This is a genomic window from Sphingomonas sp. PP-F2F-A104-K0414, assembly GCF_004340945.1.
In the GTDB taxonomy this organism is placed as follows: domain Bacteria; phylum Pseudomonadota; class Alphaproteobacteria; order Sphingomonadales; family Sphingomonadaceae; genus Sphingomonas.
The window spans coordinates 578,698-598,129 of the sequence record NZ_SLYD01000001.1; the positions used below are offsets into that span (position 1 = coordinate 578,698).

The window sequence follows — 19,432 nt, forward strand, 5'->3', positions numbered from 1 at the left end:
GACGTCGGGGAACAGGGGGCGAGCCTTGTCTGATCTCGCTCTCACTCTTCTCTCGCTCTCACTCTCACTCTTCCCGTCATCCTGACGAAAGTCAGGACCCAGAGCCACGAAGGGAGTCGCTTGGTATCCTGGGTCCTGACTTTCGTCAGGATGACTGAGGTGGGTTGGAGAGCGTAAGTCTTCAAACTGCACGCCGGCAGACGTTGGGTCAGGCCTTCTTCAGGGCCCAGCTCACACTCGCGCCGCCGGCCGCAGCCTCCCCCGTGATCATCAGTTGCTGCGTCGCGACCGGGCGGCCGTCGGCGTCGATCCAGACGCTGTCCTCGACCACCAGCGCGCCGCCGCGGCAGCGGAATTGCCACAAGGGGCCACCGGGAAGGCGGAGGATCGCGCCGAGGCCGTCCGCCGTAGGGGAAACCTGCACGCCCTCCCCCAAGTGGAAACGGATCGCGAACAGCGACAACCCCGCCCGGCGCTTGCGCCCCTGCGGCAACAACGCGTCCTCTCCGCGGAGTTCGCGGCCGTCGCCGGTGAGCATCAGCTGGCGGCGGTGGAGGGAGCCCCAGCGGCGGACATAGCCGTCGTGGCTCGCCTCGATCCGGCTGGCGGCATCCGATTCCTGGCGGCTGAGCTCGACTTCGCCCACGCCGCGGCCGAGCGTGCCGTCGGCGAGGATCGCGGTCGAATTGCTGTCGGCGATCGTCAGCGTGGAATGCGCGGCGGTCGAGCGCAAACCCTCGACCATCGCGGGCGGGAGTTGCGCGATACCGGCGCGTGCGCCGCCGCAATTGACGACGATCCGCGCCGGGCCATCGGAGAATTCGAACGCCAGCGTCGAGGCGCAGCCGCCTTCGACGAGGCGCGCGATCGGCGGCGGGGCGGCGTCGACGATCAGCACCGCGGTGCCGGCAGCGAGGCGTTGATAACCCCAGTCGCGCGCCTGGCGGAGCGGGCGGGTGCGGACGCCGCTGGCTTCGATGACTGCGGCGACCTGCGTTTCGCTGGCCGGACCGCCGCCCTGCCAGCTCGACAGGCCGCGGTCGGCGTGCGCGACGCCGAGCAATGCCGCAACCATCCGGGTGAGCGTGACCGCGACCGTCTCGGGGAGTTCGGCGCTGCGGGCGGCGTAGCTTTCCTGGAGCAAGGTGAGCAGCTGGATCGAATCGAGCAGCATCGCCGGGCTGCGCGAGACCGAGCCGCCATCGTCGAACAGACCGGTGCCGAGCGCGCGGAGCAGGCCGGCCTCACCGAACGCCTGCCGCGGCTCGCCGCCGGGGATGAGCAGCCCGGCCGCGACGACTCCGCACCAGGCGGCGATGCGGGGGGCACCGGCGGGGGCCTTGTCGGCATTGCGATCGAGGTGGAGTGCGCCCTTGGCAAGTGCGTTCAACACCTTCGACCGGTAGATCTGGTCGGACGACGACAGGATCAGCGGCGCATGCGCGGTCCAGGCGAGGATGCGGCGTCCCCACATGTCGGGACGCCATGCGATCCCACCCTGCGTGTCGGCGTGCGCGGTCAGCCAGAGACCCATGAGATATTCGGCGATCGGCGCACCCCGCGCACGGGTCGCGACGGTCGAGAGATCGCGCAGCCACGCGAAACTGTGCAAATATTCGGCGAAGGGCTTTGGGAGCGGTTTCGAAAGATCGAGCGTCTCGATATCGCGCGCTTCGCCGCGGAACGAGAGGACGCCCTCCAGCAGCATCGTGCCGCGCGCAATATCGCCGAGAATGGGGTCGTCGGGGACTGCGATCAGCTTCAGCGGATAGCGCCCCTTGAGGCGCAGCGTGTGGAGCGGGGTGCGCCACGTCAGGCGGTGGAAGCGCTCGGCCAGCCGGTCGGCGAGCGACAGCCCCTTGTCGCCGCCGAGACGGATCAGGCGGCGGCCTTCGTCGATCCCGTCGGGGGCGGGATCGGTTACATGATCGGGGGCTTCGTTCACCCCCGCAACGCGGCGATGTTGGCAGCGTATTGCGATGGTCCGCCGCGGAAGACCGAAGTGCCCGCGACCAGTGCGTCGGCACCGGCCTCGATGCAGCGCCTGGCCCACTCCGCATCGACGCCGCCATCGACTTCGAGATCGATCGCGCGGCCGCTCTTTTCGATCATCGTTCGGATCGCGCTGATCTTCTTGAGCTGGCTGGGGATGAAACTCTGGCCGCCGAAGCCGGGGTTGACGCTCATCACGAGGACGAGGTCGACCATGTCGATCAGGTAGTCGAGCATCTTGGCGGGGGTGCCGGGGCAGATCACGATGCCCGCGCGCTTGCCGAGGCTCTTGACGTGCTGGAGCGAGCGATGGATGTGCGGGCCGGCCTCGTAATGCACGGTGATGCAGTCGGCACCGGCCTCCGCGAACGCGTCGAGATAGGCGTCGACGGGCGAGATCATCAAATGGACGTCGAACGGCTTGGTGGTGACGCCGCGGACCGATTTCATGACCGCGGGGCCGAACGAGATGTTGGGGACGAAATGGCCGTCCATCACGTCGATGTGGATCCAGTCGGCGCCGGCCGCGTCGATGGCGCGGACTTCCTCGCCGAGTTTCGAGAAGTCGGCGGAGAGGATCGAGGGGGCGATGCGGACGGGTTGCATGGTTTTGTCCTAGCGCGGGACCGGTACGCTGTACCAGCCCCTCATGTTTTCCTGCGCAGGCAGGAATCCAGGGTTACGAACGGCCCGCTGAGTAATCCTGGGCCCCCGCCTTCGCGGGGGAACGGCCTTGTTGGTTAGCTACGTTTCAGTCTCGCGATGAAGAAACCGTCGCAGCCGCCTTGGTCGGCGAGCATGCCGGGAAGCGTGCGGACGGTACCCGCCTCCGTGGGCGTGATGCCGGCGGGGAGTTCGGACTGGTCGACCTGCGCGATCGTGTAGTCGCTGCGCGCCGCGAGAAACGCGTCCAGTTGCGCCTCGCCTTCCGATGGTTCGAGCGAACAGGTGGCGTACACCAACGTGCCACCCGGCTTCACCCAGTCCGCCGCCCTCGCGAAGATCCGCGCCTGCAACGCCGCGGTTTCGGCGATGATCGAGGGGCGGACGCGGTGGAGGACGTCGGGGTGGCGGCGGAAGATGCCCGTGGCGCTGCACGGCGCGTCGATCAGGATCGCGTCGGCGGGCTCGGTCGGCGCCCATTCGAGGATGTCGGCGTTGACGACCTCGGCCTTCAGGTGCGTGCGGTAGAGATTCTCGCGCAGGCGCTTGATCCGGCTTTGCGAATTGTCGACCGAGGTGACGGTCCAGCCCGCGCTCGCGAGTTGCAGAGACTTGCCGCCGGGGGCTGCGCAGAGATCGAGGACGTGGCCGCCACCTTCTGACGGGGCCTTCCCCAGCAACCGCGCGGGGAGCGAGGCGGCGATGTCCTGCACCCACCACGCGCCGTCGCCGAAGCCCGCCATGTCGGGGACGGAGTCGTGGTCGCCTAACCGCAGATGCCCGGGCATGAAGCTCTCACCGCCGAGTTTCTCGCGCCAGCCTTCGGTTTCGGACGGGTCGGCGATCGTCAGGTCGAGCGGCGGTACCTGCGCGATCGCGCGACCTGCGGCGTCGACCATCTCCTCACCCCACGCGGCTTCCCAGCGCAGTTCGACCGGGGCCGGCAGCGTGGGCACCTCGGGGAGCAGCATGTTGGCGCGGAACAGCGTGCCGAACACGCCGTGGACGAGCTTGCGCGGGCCGCCGTCGACCAGCGGCAACACGGTCGAGATCGCGGCGTGCGACGGCGTGCCGAGGATCAGCACCTGGACGAGCGCGATCCGCAGCGCCATGCGCGCCTTTGCGTCGTCGGGGAGGTTGGTCTTGGTGACCGAATCGATCATCGCGTCGAGATCGGGCAGGCGGCGCAGCGTCTCGGCGGCGATCGCGTGGGCGAGGCCGCGGTCAGGGCCGTGGATTGCTCGGGTGGCTGCCGGCAATGCGGATTCGAGCGACTCGCCGCGACGCAGGACGGCGTCTAGCAGGCGGAGCGCGGCGCGGCGGGTCGGGACGCCGAGCGGCTCGGGGGCGTGGGTATAGTCGGGCATATCAAGGTCCTTCGCGTTCGGTTTGTCGCGCGGCTGTTATGGCAAAGCGGCGCGACAGGGCCCATGTGGCGGTTACGACGCCAACACGCAAATCCGGAGAGCCGCGATGGGCCAGCGCCCCGATCATCTGAAGCCACCCGAATATCTTGCGAAGAATACGCCGGTGCCGAAGCCCGAGGCGATCGTACCGGACAAGGACCCCGAGCCGCGCGATCCTACGCGCTATGGCGATTGGGAGCTGAAGGGCATGGCGATCGATTTCTGAGGGGCTTACCGCACCCAATACCTATCGCCACCCCGGCGAAGGCCGGGGCCCAATTGGCAAGGTGGTCATAACGTAGCGCTGCCCTTCGTTAGCGACGTTCTCCAATTGGGCCCCGGCCTTCGCCGGGGTGGTGTTCGGTTTCAAGATGACGCGCGAAATCTGCGGCAGCGGTCCTGACGCAGGCGGAACGAATGCGCGCCCGGCGCGTCGCCGTTTCGATGAGGGGATTCTTTCGCAAACGCTGGGTGAAAATCACCGGCATCGTCGTCGCGAGTGTGCTCGTGCTGGGGCTGGTGGGGCTTGCCGCGTTTCCGTGGGGGTCGCTGAAAGGCGTGATCGAGCGGCAGCTGACCGCGCGGTTCGGGCGGCCGGTGACGATCGGCGGGATCGAGCGGGTCGACGCGTTCGGGTTCAATCCGACGATCCGGATCACGAACGTGCGCATTCCGCAGGCGGCATGGGCGGGCAAAGGCGACTTCGTTCAGCTGCGCGAGGCCGAAGCGACGTTCTCTGGCATCAGCCTGCTAAAGGGCGCGTTCGGCCCACGCGACGTGAAGGCGCGCGGGCTGCATCTGGTGCTGGTGCGCGACAAGGACGGTCGGACCAACTGGGAGCGGCCGGGCAAACCCAAGGGCGGCGGCAGTTCGACCGATCTCGACGGGCTGACGATCAGCGACAGCGTGATCGAGTATCGCGACGACAAGCAGGACCGCTTCGTCACCGCGCGGTTCGTGTCGGATCCGGTCCACGGTATCCGCGCGAACGGGAGCGGCACGATCCGCGGGGCAGCGGTGCGGATCGCTGTTGCGGGGCCTTCGGTGGCAAAGTTTCAGGGCAAGCCGTGGCCGTTCACCGCGTCGATCGACGGCGATGCTCTTTCGATTGCCGCCAAGGGGCTGATGGACCGGCCGCTCGATACCGACGCGATGAGCCTCGACGTGACGGCGCGCGCGACCGATCTCAAGCTGATCGATGCGGTGATCGAGGCGGGGCTGTTCCGGACGCAGCCGGTATCGTTCCGCGCGCATGTCCGTCATGATCAGCCGAAATGGACGGTGACGCAATTGAAGGGCGTGGTCGGGCGCTCCGACTTCGCGGGGCATGTCACGGTCGACAAGCAGGCGGGGCGCAGCAAGGTCGATGGCGACATCGTCTCGCGGCAGTTCGATTTCGGCGATCTCGCGTCGGACGAGGGCAAGGCGGAGGGTGCCGCACTGGAACGCGCGATCGGGCCGCGGTTGGTGCCGAACACGCGGATCGATATCGGCAAGATCGATACGACGGACGCGCGGATGGTGTTTCGGATCGGGCGGATCGTCAGCGGCAAGGGCAAGTCACCGATCCTGTCCGCGAAGGGCACGCTGGCGATCGATCATCAACTTCTGACGCTGAGCGATCTGGTCGCGCTGCTGCCGCATGGCAACGTGACGGGCAAGGTGACGGTCGACCAGCGCGGCGACCGGAAGGTGCCGACGGTCGATATCGACCTCAGGCTGCGCGGCAGCAGCGTGCAGGATATCGCGGGCGGCGGTGGCGATTTCAGCGGTAACGTCAGCGCGCGGGTGCGGCTGAAGGGACCGGGCGAGACGATCCGCGCGGCGGTCGGGCGGTCGAACGGGACGATCGGGTTCGTCGCGCGGGATGGTCAGTTGCCGCAGGGTATCGCCGCTGCGCTCGGGTTCGATGCGGCGCGGGCGTTGCTGGCGAAGGATGGCGAGCGCGCGGGGCTGCGCTGCGTGGTGCTGAAGCTCGATGTGACGCGCGGGCAAGGGCGGGTCGATCCGATGATCGTCGATACTACCGCCAGCCAGTTGCGGGGACAGGGGAGCGTGGTGTTTCCGGGGGAGACGCTGAACATCCGGCTGACGGGCACGCCGAAACAGCATGCGCTGCTGCGGTTGCCGGGGTCGGCGTACATGACCGGGACGATCGAGCGGCCGACTGTGACGATCCCGCCCGAGGTGAAGTCGGTGGGGAATATCTTCAAGGCGATCGGCCGCGCGATTTCGGGTAATCAGGGGCCGACGGCGAGCGATGCGGATTGTTCGGGGTTGGCGGCGCGGGTGTTGCGGTAGCAGGTCAGACCCGCCCCACGCCGTCACCTCGGACTCGTTCCGGGGTCCACGGTGCCGCGAACCGACGCTGTCTGAGTGTGCGGAACGGTGGATGCCGGAACGAGCCCGGCATGACGAAGGTTGGCGGTCAGCCCGCCTCGCCCTTGAGTGGCCTGGCGAGCAGGTCGCCGATTACGTCGCTGACCGGGGCACCTTCCAGCAGGCGGCAGACGGCTTCGGTGATCGGCATATCGACGTCGGCGTCGCGCGCGGCTTCGCGGAGGACGGGGGCGGTGAAGGCGCCTTCCGCGACGGTGCGGCGGTCGGCGAGTAGCATCGCGGCGGAGTCGCCTCTCCCCAAACCGACGCCGAGCGAGAAGTTGCGCGAGCTGGTCGAGGAGCAGGTTAGGACGAGATCGCCCAAGCCCGATAGCCCGGCGAGCGTTTCCGCGCGCGCACCGCGAGCGAGGCCGAAGCGGGTCATTTCGGCGAATCCGCGCGCGATCAAGGCAGCGCGCGCGTTCTGGCCGAGCCCTGCCCCCTCGACCACGCCGCAGCCGATCGCGAGGACGTTCTTTACCGCGCCGCCGATCTCCGCACCGGCGACGTCGGTCGAGGCGTAGGTGCGGAAATGGCGCGCTGCCAACCGCGTCGCGAGACGTTCGCCGAGGTCGGCATCTTCGCAGGCGAGCGTCACGGCGGTGGGGAGGCCAGCGGCGACCTCATGCGCGAAGGTGGGCCCGGAGAGGACGGCGATCGGCGCGTCGGGATGGACAGCGCGGGCGACCTCGCCGACGAGGCGCTTGGTGCCGGCTTCGATGCCTTTTGCGCACAGGACGAGCGGGATGCGCCCGACCGGAGCGGCGGCAAGGACGCTGCCGACGTGCTGTGCGGGCGCGACGACGAGGATCGCGTCCATGTCGGCGAGTGCGGCGAGATCATCCGTGGCGCGGATCGTCGGGGAGAGCGCGACGCCGGCGAGGAAGAGGCTGTTCTCGTGGTGGGCGTTGATCGACTCGACGACGGCGGTTTCGCGTGCCCAGAGGATGACGTCGCGGCCTTCGTGCGCGGCGACCTGCGCGAGCGCGGTGCCCCAAGCGCCGCCGCCGATGACGCCTATTTTCATAGCAGGGATTTTCATGCCTTCACTCCTGCGCCACGCACGGCTTCGGCGTTCGGATCGAGCGGCCAGCGCGGGCGCGCAGCGACGTCGAGCGGGTCGGTGAGACCGGCGGCGAAGCGCTCGGCGCCCGCCCAGCCGATCATTGCGGCGTTATCCGTGCAGAGCCACAAGGGCGGCGCGACGAAGCGGAGGCCGTGTGCGCTCGCAAGGGACTGCAATGCCGAGCGGACCGCGGTGTTCGCGGCGACCCCGCCCGCGACGACCAGCGCGGTGGCGCCGTGTGCGGTCCGCAACGCCTTGGTCGTGCGGTCGATCAGGCAGTCGACGACCGCGGCCTGAAACGAGGCGGCGAGGTCCTCAGGCGAATATTGGCCGACGACGCGCGCGACCGCGCTCTTCAGGCCCGCGAACGAAAAATGCGGTTCGGCCGAGCCTTTGAGCGGACGGGGCAGCGGGACCGCCTTGGGGTTACCGAGTGCCGCAGCGCGTTCGACCGCGGGGCCGCCGGGGAAGCCGAGACCGAGCAGCTTGGCGGTCTTGTCGAAGGCTTCGCCCGCCGCATCGTCGATCGTCGTCGCCAACCGCCGATACGCGCCGACGCCCTCGACCAGCAGCAGCTGGCAATGGCCGCCGGACACGAGCAGCAGCAGATAGGGAAATTCGAGATCGGGATCGGACAGCCGCGGCGAGAGCGCGTGCCCTTCGAGATGGTTCACCGCGATCAAGGGTTTACCCGCAGCGTGCGCGAGCGCCTTGCCCGTGACGAGCCCGACCATAACGCCGCCGATCAGCCCCGGCCCTGCGGTCGCGGCGATCGCATCGACGTCGGCGAGCGTCAACTTCGCGTCGGCCAACGCCGCGACGATCAGCGGCTCGAGCGCCTCGACATGCGCGCGCGCGGCGATTTCGGGGACGACGCCGCCGAACGGGGCGTGCGCGGCTTCCTGCCCCAGCAGGCGGTGCGCGAGGACCTGACGGTCGCCGGTGACGAGCGAGGCGGCGGTTTCGTCGCAGGAGGATTCGATGCCGAGAATGATCATCGCGTGTCTGTATAGGGGTGCGAGAAGCTTGTCGAAGGCGGCTCCTTTCTGCATGGCCCATCGGATGACTCGTTTTCGGCTCGGTACGCGCGGTTCGCCGCTGGCGCTCACCCAGGCGGGCATGGTGCGCGATGCACTGTGCGCGGCGCATGGCTGGTCGCCCGAAATGGTCGAGATCGTGGTGATCCGCACGACCGGGGACCGCGTGCAGGATCGCGCGCTCGCCGAGATCGGCGGCAAGGCGCTGTGGACCAAGGAACTCGATCGCGCGCTGCACGACGGCGATATCGATTGCGCGGTGCATTCGATGAAGGATGTCGAGACGATCCGACCCGCGACGCTGAAGATCGCGGCGATGCTCCCGAGGGCCGACGTCAGAGACCGGCTGATCGGCGCGGAGACGCTCGCCGACCTGCGCCCGCATGCAGTGGTTGGCACGAGTTCGCCGAGGCGGCGCGCGCAGATGCTGCGGCTGCGACCCGACCTGGAGATCGTGCTGATCCGCGGGAATGTCGACACGCGGCTCGGCCGGGTCGCGAGCGGCGAGATGGATGCGACGTTGCTCGCCGCCGCCGGGCTCGACCGTCTCGGACGCGACGACGGCCATGCGATCCCGACCGACGTGATGTTGCCGGCCCCTGCCCAAGGCGCGGTCGGGGTCGAAGTGCTCGCCGGGAGCGCGGCGGGCGAGATCGTCGCGGCGATCGACCACCGCGATACGAGCCTGTGCGTGCTGACCGAGCGCGCGCTGCTCGCGCGGCTGGGGGCGGATTGCCATTCGCCGGTCGCAGCGCTGGCGTCGCTCGCGGGCGAGACGCTGACGTTGCGCGCCGAACTGATCGCCGAGGACGGCGCGTGCGACGTCGCGGGATCAATCGAGGGCACGGTCGACGACGATCTCGGGACGGCGCTGGCGGAGGATCTGCTGACCCGCGCGCCCGCCAGCGTCCGGCGACTGTTCGCCGCATGATGCCCCGATGACCCGCATGGTCGTGGTGCTGCGGCCGGAGCCCGGCAATACGCGCACCGCGACGGCGCTGCGTACGCTCGGGCTGGAGGTGCGGCAGGTCCCGCTGTTCGCGGTAGTACCGGTCTATTGGACGCCGCCCAACCCGACCGGGTTCGACGGGCTGTTGCTGACGAGCGCGAACGCGGTGCGGCATGGCGGCACGGGGCTGGACCTGTTCAAGCGGTTGCCGGTCGTCGCGGTCGGTGCCTCGACCGCGGCGGCAGCGAGCGAGGCCGGGTTCGCGGTCGCGGTGACGGGCGGCGAGAATGCGCGCGCAGTAGTGGCCGAGGCGCGGGACCGGGGTTTCGCGCGGTTGCTGCATCTCGCCGGGCGCGAGCGGGCGCCGACCGAGGACGGCGTCGAGGCGGTCACCGTCTATGCGAGCGAGGCCGTCCCGGTGCCGGCTGACGTCGCGCGGTCGTTCGAGGATACGGTAGTCCTGGTGCATTCCGCGCGCGCTGCAACGCGGCTGGCCGAACTCGCCGATGGCGCCGGCGCGGACCGGTCTCGCATCGCGCTGGTCGCGATCAGCCAAGCGGTCGGCGACGCCGCCGGGACAGGCTGGGGCGCCATGTCGATCGCGCCCGAACTGAGCGATTCCGCGGTTGTCGCAACCGCTGCTGCGTCTGCGAACACACGCACGATTGACCATCCGGCGCGCGACGGGGATAAGCACGCCATGAGCGACTACGTGCCTACCGATCGCCCACGGGCACGCGGACCCAAAATGGGCGTCATCCTTGTCCTGGTCGGGCTTGCGTTCGTCGCGGGCCTTGGCCTGATGGCGTATGCGGCCAAGACGGTGCCCTGGTTCGGCTTCACCCATTCGACCGCCGCTTCAACGACTGCGCAGCAAAAGGCTTCGTCGTCCGCGACCGGGTATATCCCGTCGCAGCCGCTCGGCCCCGATGGCCAGCCGCAGGCCGCTGCGCCGGTCGATACCGCAGTGTTGGCGACGCGCGAGGCGACGCTGGCGGCGCAATTGACCGCGCTCGAGGCGCGCACCGCGGCGATCACCACCGATGCCAGTGCCGCCGGCGGGCAGGCGACGCGCGCCGAAGGGCTGATGGTCGCGTTCGCCGCACGACGCGCGCTCGATCGCGGGGTCGGGCTCGGCTATCTCGAGGAGCAGCTTCGCCTGCGCTTCGGCCAGGCCCAGCCGCGCGCGACGATGCTGCTGATCCAGGCCGCGCGTCAGCCGGTGACGCTGGAGGACCTCCGCCAGGGCCTCGACACGATCGCGCCCGACATCACGACCTCGACCGGCGAGGGCTGGCTCGACACGATCCAGCACCAGATCGATTCGCTGGTGGTACTGCGCAAGGCCGGCACGCCCTCGCCGATGCCCGCCGACCGCCTCGCGCGCGTTCGCCGGTTGCTCGAAGCGGGGCAGGTCGAGGCGGCAAGGGCGGAAGTGGCGCGCTTGCCCGGGGCGGCGCAGGCCGGCAACTGGATGGACGCCGCCCGCCGCTACGTCACCGCACGCCAGGCGCTCGACGTGATCGAGAACACCGCGCTGATCGGCCAGGCGGGTCAGCCACAACCCGCCCCGGTAGTGATCCCGACGCCGGTTCCCGAGATCGTCGCGCCGGAGACATCCGCGGCGGACGGAGTCTGAGATCTTCGAACGCCAGGCGCAGGTGCCGGCAACTGATCGCTTGATCGGCCAGCCATGCCCCTGGGCGATAGCGCCGCAACAAGCGTCGCTTACGGCGTAGCGGCGATCTTGATCTCGAACAGCGTTGGCCAATATTTGCCCGTCACGAATAGCCGGTTTGCCTTTGCATCCCACGCAATGCCATTGAGCACCGCCTCGGGGTCGGTAGCAGCCACTTCGGCGACCAACGGGCGCAGGTCGACCACTGCAGTGACCTTGCCGGTCTTCGGGTCGATACGGACCAGGAAGCCGGTATGCCAGACGTTGGCGAGCAGCGCGCCGTCGACGTATTCGAGCTCGTTGATGTCGCGCAACGGGCGATCGTCGATCGTCACCGCGACGCGCTTGCGCTCAGCGAGCGTCACCGGATCGCGGAAGATGATGTCGGGGCTGCCGTCGGACTGGAGCAGCGACACGCCATCGCTCGTCAGGCCCCAACCCTCGCCGGTGTAGCGGTTCTGGCTTTTGGGCTTCAACGTGCGGATGTCCCAGCGGTGGGCGATGCCGTCGTGCCAGGTGAGGCTGACCAGTTCGTCCTTCCACAGCGCTAGGCCTTCGCCGAACTGCGCGGGGTCGATTTGCGCCTTCGCCAAGATCTTGCCGTCCTTGAGCGACACGCGGCGGACGTCGGATTGGCGCTCCTGCCCGGTGCTCTCGTAGAGCGCGCCGTCGTGCCAGAGCAGCCCTTCGGTGAATGCGGTGCGGTCGTGCGGATAGCGCGCGACGATCGTCGCCGACAGCACCGGCACGCGCGTCTGCGCAGGCGCGGCTGACGAAAAAGACGATGAAACGAGAACGGCCGGCCCCGCCATAGCGAGACCGGCCGCAATCATTATCCTACCGAACACGGTACGATCAGCGTTCTGGGGCAGCCAGCTATCAGCCGCCTGCGCTCAGGTTTACCGCTGCGTACTTGCCGCGACGATCGACCTCGAGCTCGAACTCGAGCTTGTCGCCCTCGTTCAGCGTCGCCATGCCGGCGCGCTCAACGGCCGAGATGTGGACGAAGGCGTCAGGCTGTCCGTCGTCGCGCTGGATGAAGCCGAAGCCCTTCATCGCGTTGAAGAACTTGACCGTACCGGTCGCCTTCTCGCCGGTGAGCTGACGCTGTGCGCCACCTGCACCACCGTCACGGTCGCGATCGCCACCACGGGGCGCGCCCGGGCCGGCATCACGGTCACGCGGCGGGCCGCGATCGGTGACGGCCATCGGCTCGCCGTCGATCTTCAGGTCGGTTGCCGAGATACGGCCACCGCGGTCGACGAGCGTGAAGCCGAGCGGCTGACCCTCGGCGAGAGCGACCATACCGGCCTGCTCGACTGCGCTGATGTGGACGAACACGTCCTCGCCGCCGTCATCGCGAACGACGAAGCCGAAGCCCTTCTGTGCGTTGAAGAACTTTACGACGCCGGTGCCTTCGCCGACCACCTGGGGAGGCATGCCGCGACCACCGCCGCCGCCGCCACCGCCTGAGAAGCCGCCGCCACCGCCGCCGCCGCGGTAACCACCGCCGCCACCGCCGCTGCCGCCACCGAAGCTGCTGCCGCCGCCGTAGCTGCTGCCACCGCCGCCGCCGTAGCTCGAGCCACCGCCGCCGCCATAGCTGCTACCGCCGCCGCCGAACCGATCGCCGCCACCGCCAAAGCTGCTGCCGCCGCCGAACTCGTTGTCGCCGCCGCCGAAGCTGTCGCGCTTGTCGCGGCCACGCCCGCCACGGTTCCCGCGGCCACCTTTATCGAAACCCATAAGCTCTGTTCGTCTTCCCGGTTCGCCCGCAAATTTCTCAAAACCCTTGTGCCGGACGACGAACGCGGGTTTTCCAGCGCGAAACCTTTTGCGCCTTGAGGAGACCCTTAGCGCAAATTACAAGCCGTCGCGAATAGATTCTTGTCCTACGCCGCGCGATTTGGATCGATACTGGCGCAAGTGTCGCTTGTAAGCCACGGCTCGTCGCAGGTGCGCTAGGCAGGCCATCTTATCGCCCGATTCGACACCACTGCCTATGACTGGGCCATTGAGCGTTCAGCCGCGGACCGCTACGGCCACCGTCATGACAGTTTATCTCCACGAAGGCGACATACCCGCCGATCTGTTCGCGGCCGGCGCCGCGATCGCCGTCGATACCGAGACGATGGGTCTCATCACCCCGCGCGATCGGCTCTGCCTCGTCCAGCTGTCGGATGGCGGCCCCGACGAGCATCTCGTCCGCTTCGCCGCGGGTGCCGGCTATGACGCGCCCAATCTGAAGGCGTTGCTGGGCGATCCGGCGCGCGTGAAACTCTACCATTTCGGACGGTTCGACATCGCCGCGGTCCAGCATTATCTCGGTGTCGTCGCAGCGCCGGTCTATTGCACCAAGATCGCCTCGCGGCTGGTGCGCACCTATACCGATCGCCACGGTCTCAAGGAACTGGTCCGCGAATTGCTCGGCCAGGACATCTCGAAGCAGCAGCAATCGTCCGACTGGGGCAGCCCCGAGCTGTCCGACGCGCAGAAGGATTACGCGGCGTCCGACGTGCGCTTCCTTCACCGCTTGCGGACCGAGCTCGACAAGCGGCTGATTCGCGAAGGCCGGATGGAGCTCGCGCAGGCGTGCTTCGACTTCCTGCCGACCCGCGCCGCGCTCGACCTCGCCGGCTGGCCCGAAATCGACATTTTCGCGCACGCTTGATGGACGTTCCGCCGCCCTCACCTGTCGCTCGCCGCACGCGTACCGCGCGGCAGGACTGGGCCGCGCCCGGTGGCAGCCACGATCGATTCGTGGCGATCGCGCGCGTCGCGCTGCCGACCGCGATCGGCGTGCTGGCGGCGTTCCTGGTGATGGCGCCGCTGACCGCGGGCGGCGACGTGTCGTTCCTGCTCGACAAGAACAAGGTCGACGTTGCGCAGGAGCGGATGAAGATCCAGTCCGCGCGCTATCGTGGCGAGGATTCGAAGGGCCAGTCGTTCACGCTCGATGCGAAGTCCGCGATCCAGAAGAGCTCGGCCGAACCGATCGTCCAGCTCAATCAGCTCGCCGCGCAGATCCAGCTGACCGACGGCCCCGCCAACATCAAGGCGAACACCGGTCGCTACGACATGGACACCGAGAAGGTGCAGCTGTTCGGCCCGCTCAACGCCACCGCGGCGGGCGGCTACGACCTGAAGACCACCAACGCGACGATCGACATGAAGGCGCGCACGCTCGAAAGCGGGGGGGCTGCGACCGGCACCGTCCAGCAGGGGACGTTCAGCGCGAACAAGCTGCGCGCGAACCTCGAAGAGCGCACCGTGACGCTCGATGGCAATGCGCGCTTGCGGATCATCCCCAGAGGGCCGAAATAGCCGCCATGCGCGCCACCCACATCCTTGCCGGCCTGTCCGCCCTGCTGCTGTCCACGACCGCGGTCGCGCAGCAGGCGCACAATTCCAACGCTCCGATCGATTTCGGCGCGGATCACATCGAGCTGCAGGACAAGGCGAACCGTGCGCTGTTGACCGGTAACGTCGCGGTCAAGCAGGCCGAGATGACGCTGAACTCGGCGCGGATGACGGTTGCGTATACCGGCCAGGTGATCGGCGGGAACCCGCAGGTCTCGCGGCTCGACGCGTCGGGCGGCGTCACGGTCAGGCGCCCCGACCAGACCGCCAAGAGCCAGTACGCGATCTACGACCTCAACAAGCGCGTGATCACGATGCTCGGCGCGGTGACGCTCAACCAGGGCGGCAACGTCGTCAATGGCGGGCGCCTGACGATGAATCTCGACACCGGTCGCGCGGTGATCGACGGCTCGTCGGTCGGTGGCAGCACGGGCGCGACCACCGGTGGCGGCACGGTGACGCAGTCGGGCGGACGCGTGACCGGCACCTTCTCGGTCCCCAAGCGCAACTGATCGCTCGAGCGTGTCCGCGGGGGCTTCCCTCCGGCGGCGCGCTCATGCATGTTTCCTGCCAACCTCTTGCCGCCAACCTCCAGTCGGAGCGCCGGCGACTGACTTTTGCGAGGGCCTGATCCCATGGACGCCACCACGCTGCCCCCGATCGAAGCGGTAGAACCGATTTCCGAGCCGCCGGTGAGCAACGGGCTCCAGGTCGTCTCGATCGCCAAGTCCTACGACAAGCGCGTCGTGCTGACCGACGTGTCGGTGTCGGTCGGGCGCGGCGAAGTGGTCGGCCTGCTCGGGCCCAACGGCGCGGGTAAGACAACGTGCTTCTATTCGGTGATGGGTCTGGTGAAGCCTGATTCAGGGAGGATCATGCTCGACGGCGAGGACATCACGAAGCTGCCGATGTACCGGCGCGCGATCCTCGGGCTCGGCTATCTCCCGCAGGAAACGTCGATCTTCCGCGGGCTGACGATCGAGAAGAACATCCTGACCGTGCTGGAGCTGTCCGAGCCCGACAAGGCGGCGCGCCAGCGGAAACTCGATACGCTGCTGGAGGAGTTCGGGCTGACCCGGCTGCGCGCGGCGCCGGCGATGGCGCTGTCGGGCGGCGAGCGGCGACGTGCGGAGATTGCGCGCGCGCTGGCCGCGGATCCTTCGATCATGCTGCTCGACGAGCCGTTTGCCGGCATCGATCCGATCTCGATCGCCGACATTCGCGACCTGGTGAAGGACCTGAAGCGGCGCGATATCGGCGTGCTGATCACCGACCACAATGTCCGCGAGACGCTCGAAATCGTCGACCGCGCGTACATCATCTATGACGGCCGGGTGCTGTTCTCGGGCTCGCCGGAAGAACTGGTCGCCGACGCCAATGTCCGCCGCCTGTATCTCGGCGAAGGCTTCTCGCTTTAAGCTTATGCCGCCCTCCCTCCCAGCCCCCACCCCCACCCGTCATCCCAGCGAAAGCTGGGATCTCCCGGTGAGGGCGCGCGCTCTGATCGTGGAAGACCCCAGCTTTCGCTGGGGTGACGGAATTGAGTTGTTCGGCTCTCTGCGGGACTCCCCGGCATGAGCCTCGCCCCCCGCCTGGACATCCGCCAGTCGCAATCGCTGGTGATGACCCCGCAGCTCCAGCAGGCGATCAAGCTGCTGGCGCTGTCGAACCTCGAGATCGAGGGTTTCATCGCCGAGGAAGTCGAGCGCAACCCGTTGCTTGAGGCCAGCGCCGCCGAAGACAGTGACGCCCCCGACCGCGAACCCGCCCCCGAAGCCCGCGACGAACGCGTCGCCGCCGACGAACTCGTCGCGGGCACGGGTAGTGGCGACGAACCGACGCTCGACGTCGACTACGCCACCGAAAGCCACCAGCAGGACAGCGTCGCCGACGGCGGCAGCGGGATGGACGGCGCGCTCTCGATGACCGGCGCGAGCGCGGGCGGTGCCGGCGGCGAGGACGGCCCTGATCTCGACGCGTTCGCGGATACCAGCCTGAGCCTCGCGGATCACCTGCTCGCGCAAGCCGGGCCCGCAATTCCGCACGAGGACGCGTTCATCGCTGCGCACCTGATCGACCAGATCGACGAGGCGGGCTACCTGACCGTGTCGCTGCTCGACATCGCCAACCGGCTTGGCGTGCCGCTGGTCCGTGTCGAGGGCGTGCTGGCGACGATCCAGACGTTCGACCCGACCGGCGTCGGCGCACGCGATCTTGCCGAGTGCCTTGCATTGCAGGCGCGCGAGGCGGATCGTTACGACCCCTGCATGGCGCGGTTGATCGACAATCTCGACCTGCTCGCGCGTGGCGAACTGACTCGGCTCAAGCGGATGTGCGACGTCGACGACGAGGACATGGCCGACATGATCCGCGAGCTGCGCGGCTATGATCCGAAGCCCGGCTGTCGCTATGGCGGCGAGCCGTCGCAGTCGGTGACCCCCGACCTGTTCGTGGCGCGGACGAAAGCAGGCTGGGCTATCGAGATCAACGCGTCGACTTTGCCGCGCGTGCTGGTCAACCGGAGTTATTACACCGAGTTGTCGGGCGGGCAGCAGGACAAGGCGTCGAAGGCGTGGCTGTCGGACTGCCTCGCGAGCGCGAACTGGCTGGTGAAGGCGCTCGACCAGCGCCAGCGGACGATCATCAAGGTCGCGACCGAGATCGTGAAGCAGCAGGAGGCGTTCTTCCTGAAGGGCGTCGCACATCTCCGCCCGCTGACGCTGCGCCAGGTGGCGGACGCGATCGAGATGCACGAATCGACCGTCAGCCGCGTGACGAGCAACAAATACGTCTCGTGCGCGCGCGGGCTGTACGAGCTGAAATACTTCTTCACGAGCGCGATCCAGTCGGCGGACGGCGGCGAGGCGGTGTCGGCTCAAGCGGTGAAATCCGCAATCAAGGCGCTGATCGATACCGAGGGCGCGAAGATCCTGTCGGACGATACGCTGGTCGAGTTGCTCAACGCCAAAGGCTTCGACATCGCGCGGCGGACGGTCGCGAAATACCGCGAGGCGCTGGGAATCGGCAGTTCGGTGCAACGCCGCCGGGCGAAGGCGCTGGAAGGGGTTCGGTAGGCTGTCGGCTTGGGTGCGGATGACCGCGTGCGCCAACCACTCCGTCACCCCGGACTTGTTCCGGGGTCCACGGTTCCGCGATCTCACGTCTCTCGATTGTGCGGAACGGTGGATGCCGGAACGAGCCCGGCATGACGGAGCGTGTTGGGTTAGTTCGGCACCTGCCCCGAACCCGCCGCACCCGAAACACTCGCGCCACCTGGCGGCGTCGCACTCCGCGCCTCGCCGACCGCCTGATCGTACCAGCGCGCCAAGTCCGCCTTCATCTGGTGCAGCGCCTCGGGGTTGAGATACGTCATGTGCCCGGCCGGATAGTACCGAAACGCCAGATTCCGCTGCCGCGCGGGATCGAGCATCATGTGTCCCAGATCGTTCTCGGTCCCGAAGAACGGCGTCGCCATGTCGTAATAGCCGTTCATCGACAGCACGTTGAGATACGGATTCTCGCGCATCGCCGCCGCCAGATCGACCGCGGTGTTGGGGTTGTTCTGCGACTGGCCGCCACGACCCGGCGCGTCGTGCTTCCAGTTCCACGTCCAGCCGGGCGCATCGCGCGCGCTGAGGCGGTACGGCATTTCGGTCTTGTAGCCGAGCGTGTGTGTCACGTAATCGTTGAAGGTCGCGATGAACGCGCCGGCGATCGCGGTGTCCGACGCGTCGGTCTCGGGCCGCTCGCCCGCCGCATCGCTGTCGACGCCGGTGTAGCGCGAATCGAACCGCCCGAGCGTCAGCCGCTGGTCGCGCAACAGCTCCTTCTGGAAGCGGGCGAGATCGATGCGGAGGTTGGCGCGCTTGATGAAGTCGGGCGAGATGCCGATCAACTGGCTCATCCGGGTGGCGACCGCATCGCGCTCCGCATCCGAGATCGTCTGCCCCTTCGACAGCGCCGCCGCGTACGGCCCGGTCGCGAACGCGCGCGCCTCGGCGACCGTGGTCGCGACATCGGCGGGACGGTTCTGCAGGCGGTTGTGGTACCAGGCGCTCGCCGCATAGCTCGGCAGGTAGTTGAGATAGATCTCGTCGAGCCCCGGCTGGCGGTAGCCATAGTTCATGATCGACGACAGCAGCACGACGCCGTTCAGCGCCATCCCGCGATCCTGCAACTGGTAGGCGAGCGCGCCCGAGCGCGTGGTGCCATAGCTCTCGCCGAACAGGAATTTCGGACTGTTCCAGCGGCCGTATTTCGTGGCGTAGCGCAGGATACCCTTGGCGAACGCGTCGGCATCCTCGTCGACGCCGTAGAAGGCGGACGGTTTCGTGTCGCCGAGCGGCCGCGAATAGCCGGTACCGACCGCGTCGATGAACACCATGTCGGTCTTGTCGAGCAGCGTGTCGGGGTTGGGCCCGAAGTCGTACGGCGCGGGCTTGATGTATTCGGGGTTGGCGGTGCGTAGCCGGACCGGTGCGAACGAGCCCATGTGCAGCCAGAAACTGGGCGATCCCGGCCCGCCATTGTAGAAGAACGTCACCGGCCGTTTGGTGCCGGGCTTCACCCCGTCGAGCGTGTAGCCGGTGAAGAACAGGCTCGCGGTCGGCTTGCCCTCGGTATCGCGCAGCGTCAGCGTACCGACGGTCGCGGTATAGCCGAGCGACTTGCCGCCGACGGTGACGCGCCCCTTCGACTTGACCTCCTGCTCGGCAACCGGCGCATTGGCGTAATCCGCCTCCGCCTCGGCCTTCATCCGATCGGCGTTGCTCTCGGACTTGTCCTTCTTCGGCGCGTCCTGCGCGATGGCAGTGGTCGAGAGCGCTAATACCAACAGAGCGGCGAACTTGGTCGAACGGGCCACGGAATATCCTTGCGACAGAAGCAATGCCCTATCCTGCC

At 68.1% G+C, this 19,432-nt stretch carries 17 protein-coding genes; 9 read left to right on the forward strand and 8 right to left on the reverse strand.

Annotated features, from left to right (window positions below; all coding sequences use genetic code 11):
* Positions 1 to 208: 208 nt before the first annotated feature.
* From C8J46_RS02475 to C8J46_RS02485, 3 genes are all read right to left on the reverse strand, one after another.
* Positions 209 to 1,945, reverse strand: coding sequence for a heparinase II/III family protein (locus tag C8J46_RS02475; RefSeq protein ID WP_243643181.1), 1,737 nt, complete (start codon positions 1,943 to 1,945; stop codon positions 209 to 211).
* Complete coding sequence (gene rpe, locus C8J46_RS02480; protein ID WP_132734714.1) at positions 1,942 to 2,598, reverse strand: ribulose-phosphate 3-epimerase; 657 nt, start codon at positions 2,596 to 2,598, stop codon at positions 1,942 to 1,944. The genes C8J46_RS02475 and rpe overlap by 4 nt, the downstream gene beginning before the upstream one ends.
* A 134-nt stretch (positions 2,599 to 2,732) precedes the next feature.
* Positions 2,733 to 4,022: a transcription antitermination factor NusB gene (locus C8J46_RS02485; RefSeq protein ID WP_132734716.1), complete on the reverse strand. Its 1,290-nt coding sequence runs from the start codon at positions 4,020 to 4,022 to the stop codon at positions 2,733 to 2,735.
* A 106-nt stretch (positions 4,023 to 4,128) separates the two neighbouring features.
* On the opposite strand from C8J46_RS02485, the gene C8J46_RS02490 reads away from it, so the two are divergent.
* A complete protein-coding gene (locus C8J46_RS02490; RefSeq protein WP_082441494.1) occupies positions 4,129 to 4,287 on the forward strand; it encodes a DUF1674 domain-containing protein in 159 nt (52 codons plus the stop codon).
* Positions 4,288 to 4,505: 218 nt separating this feature from the next.
* Entirely contained in the window at positions 4,506 to 6,362 is a 1,857-nt protein-coding gene (locus tag C8J46_RS02495) for an AsmA family protein (protein ID WP_132735320.1), read from the forward strand.
* A 127-nt stretch (positions 6,363 to 6,489) separates the two neighbouring features.
* Here C8J46_RS02495 and C8J46_RS02500 read toward each other — a convergent pair whose 3' ends face one another.
* Both C8J46_RS02500 and tsaD read right to left on the reverse strand, forming a co-directional pair.
* On the reverse strand, positions 6,490 to 7,467 hold the full coding sequence (locus C8J46_RS02500) for an NAD(P)H-dependent glycerol-3-phosphate dehydrogenase (protein WP_132735322.1): 978 nt from the start codon (positions 7,465 to 7,467) through the stop codon (positions 6,490 to 6,492).
* A gap of 11 nt (positions 7,468 to 7,478) precedes the next feature.
* Positions 7,479 to 8,504, reverse strand: coding sequence for a tRNA (adenosine(37)-N6)-threonylcarbamoyltransferase complex transferase subunit TsaD (gene tsaD, locus C8J46_RS02505; protein ID WP_132734718.1), 1,026 nt, complete (start codon positions 8,502 to 8,504; stop codon positions 7,479 to 7,481).
* A gap of 64 nt (positions 8,505 to 8,568) precedes the next feature.
* Here tsaD and hemC point away from each other — a divergent pair, with 64 nt between their 5' ends.
* Entirely contained in the window at positions 8,569 to 9,474 is a 906-nt protein-coding gene (hemC, locus tag C8J46_RS02510; protein WP_132734720.1) for a hydroxymethylbilane synthase, read from the forward strand.
* Positions 9,475 to 9,481: 7 nt separating this feature from the next.
* Positions 9,482 to 11,131, forward strand: coding sequence for a uroporphyrinogen-III synthase (locus C8J46_RS21155; RefSeq protein WP_243643182.1), 1,650 nt, complete (start codon positions 9,482 to 9,484; stop codon positions 11,129 to 11,131).
* Between the two features lie 89 nt (positions 11,132 to 11,220).
* Here the strand turns inward: C8J46_RS21155 and C8J46_RS02525 are convergent, their stop codons facing one another.
* Together C8J46_RS02525 and C8J46_RS21375 are read right to left on the reverse strand one after the other, a co-directional pair.
* On the reverse strand, positions 11,221 to 12,003 hold the full coding sequence (locus C8J46_RS02525; protein WP_207894066.1) for a glutaminyl-peptide cyclotransferase: 783 nt from the start codon (positions 12,001 to 12,003) through the stop codon (positions 11,221 to 11,223).
* Between the two features lie 46 nt (positions 12,004 to 12,049).
* Complete coding sequence (locus C8J46_RS21375) at positions 12,050 to 12,916, reverse strand: cold-shock protein (RefSeq protein ID WP_132734722.1); 867 nt, start codon at positions 12,914 to 12,916, stop codon at positions 12,050 to 12,052.
* Between the two features lie 304 nt (positions 12,917 to 13,220).
* Between C8J46_RS21375 and C8J46_RS02535 the strand changes: the two genes are divergently transcribed.
* The 5 genes from C8J46_RS02535 (at position 13,221) to rpoN (ending at position 17,604) form a co-directional block, all read left to right on the forward strand.
* Positions 13,221 to 13,841 carry a ribonuclease D gene (locus tag C8J46_RS02535; RefSeq protein ID WP_132734724.1) on the forward strand — a complete coding sequence of 207 codons (621 nt, stop codon included), beginning with the start codon at positions 13,221 to 13,223 and terminating at the stop codon, positions 13,839 to 13,841.
* A complete protein-coding gene (gene lptC, locus C8J46_RS02540) occupies positions 13,841 to 14,494 on the forward strand; it encodes an LPS export ABC transporter periplasmic protein LptC (RefSeq protein ID WP_132734726.1) in 654 nt (217 codons plus the stop codon). The genes C8J46_RS02535 and lptC overlap by 1 nt, the downstream gene beginning before the upstream one ends.
* Before the next feature lie 5 nt (positions 14,495 to 14,499).
* The gene (locus C8J46_RS02545; RefSeq protein WP_132734728.1) at positions 14,500 to 15,042 is read left to right on the forward strand and encodes an LptA/OstA family protein; all 543 of its coding nucleotides are present in this window, start codon (positions 14,500 to 14,502) and stop codon (positions 15,040 to 15,042) included.
* Between the two features lie 123 nt (positions 15,043 to 15,165).
* Entirely contained in the window at positions 15,166 to 15,948 is a 783-nt protein-coding gene (gene lptB, locus C8J46_RS02550) for an LPS export ABC transporter ATP-binding protein (protein ID WP_056474335.1), read from the forward strand.
* Between the two features lie 156 nt (positions 15,949 to 16,104).
* Positions 16,105 to 17,604, forward strand: coding sequence for an RNA polymerase factor sigma-54 (rpoN, locus tag C8J46_RS02555; RefSeq protein WP_132734730.1), 1,500 nt, complete (start codon positions 16,105 to 16,107; stop codon positions 17,602 to 17,604).
* Between the two features lie 149 nt (positions 17,605 to 17,753).
* On the opposite strand, the gene C8J46_RS02560 is transcribed toward rpoN, so the two are convergent.
* Positions 17,754 to 19,394, reverse strand: a complete 1,641-nt coding sequence (locus C8J46_RS02560; protein WP_243643184.1) for a peptidase S10 — start codon at positions 19,392 to 19,394, stop codon at positions 17,754 to 17,756.
* Positions 19,395 to 19,432 lie beyond the last annotated feature (38 nt).

What these genes read in the sequence shown, in the direction of transcription:
- lptC (WP_132734726.1), top strand. Translation starts at nt 13,841, where the DNA reads ATGGACGTTCCGCCGCCCTCACCTGTCGCTCGCCGCACGCGTACCGCG.
- C8J46_RS02490 (WP_082441494.1), top strand. Translation starts at nt 4,129, where the DNA reads ATGGGCCAGCGCCCCGATCATCTGAAGCCACCCGAATATCTTGCGAAG.
- lptB (WP_056474335.1), top strand. Translation starts at nt 15,166, where the DNA reads ATGGACGCCACCACGCTGCCCCCGATCGAAGCGGTAGAACCGATTTCC.
- C8J46_RS02535 (WP_132734724.1), top strand. Translation starts at nt 13,221, where the DNA reads ATGACAGTTTATCTCCACGAAGGCGACATACCCGCCGATCTGTTCGCG.
- C8J46_RS02495 (WP_132735320.1), top strand. Translation starts at nt 4,506, where the DNA reads ATGAGGGGATTCTTTCGCAAACGCTGGGTGAAAATCACCGGCATCGTC.
- rpoN (WP_132734730.1), top strand. Translation starts at nt 16,105, where the DNA reads ATGAGCCTCGCCCCCCGCCTGGACATCCGCCAGTCGCAATCGCTGGTG.
- rpe (WP_132734714.1), bottom strand. Translation starts at nt 2,598, where the DNA reads ATGCAACCCGTCCGCATCGCCCCCTCGATCCTCTCCGCCGACTTCTCG.
- C8J46_RS02485 (WP_132734716.1), bottom strand. Translation starts at nt 4,022, where the DNA reads ATGCCCGACTATACCCACGCCCCCGAGCCGCTCGGCGTCCCGACCCGC.
- tsaD (WP_132734718.1), bottom strand. Translation starts at nt 8,504, where the DNA reads ATGATCATTCTCGGCATCGAATCCTCCTGCGACGAAACCGCCGCCTCG.
- C8J46_RS21375 (WP_132734722.1), bottom strand. Translation starts at nt 12,916, where the DNA reads ATGGGTTTCGATAAAGGTGGCCGCGGGAACCGTGGCGGGCGTGGCCGC.
- C8J46_RS21155 (WP_243643182.1), top strand. Translation starts at nt 9,482, where the DNA reads ATGACCCGCATGGTCGTGGTGCTGCGGCCGGAGCCCGGCAATACGCGC.
- C8J46_RS02545 (WP_132734728.1), top strand. Translation starts at nt 14,500, where the DNA reads ATGCGCGCCACCCACATCCTTGCCGGCCTGTCCGCCCTGCTGCTGTCC.
- hemC (WP_132734720.1), top strand. Translation starts at nt 8,569, where the DNA reads ATGACTCGTTTTCGGCTCGGTACGCGCGGTTCGCCGCTGGCGCTCACC.
- C8J46_RS02525 (WP_207894066.1), bottom strand. Translation starts at nt 12,003, where the DNA reads ATGATTGCGGCCGGTCTCGCTATGGCGGGGCCGGCCGTTCTCGTTTCA.
- C8J46_RS02500 (WP_132735322.1), bottom strand. Translation starts at nt 7,467, where the DNA reads ATGAAAATAGGCGTCATCGGCGGCGGCGCTTGGGGCACCGCGCTCGCG.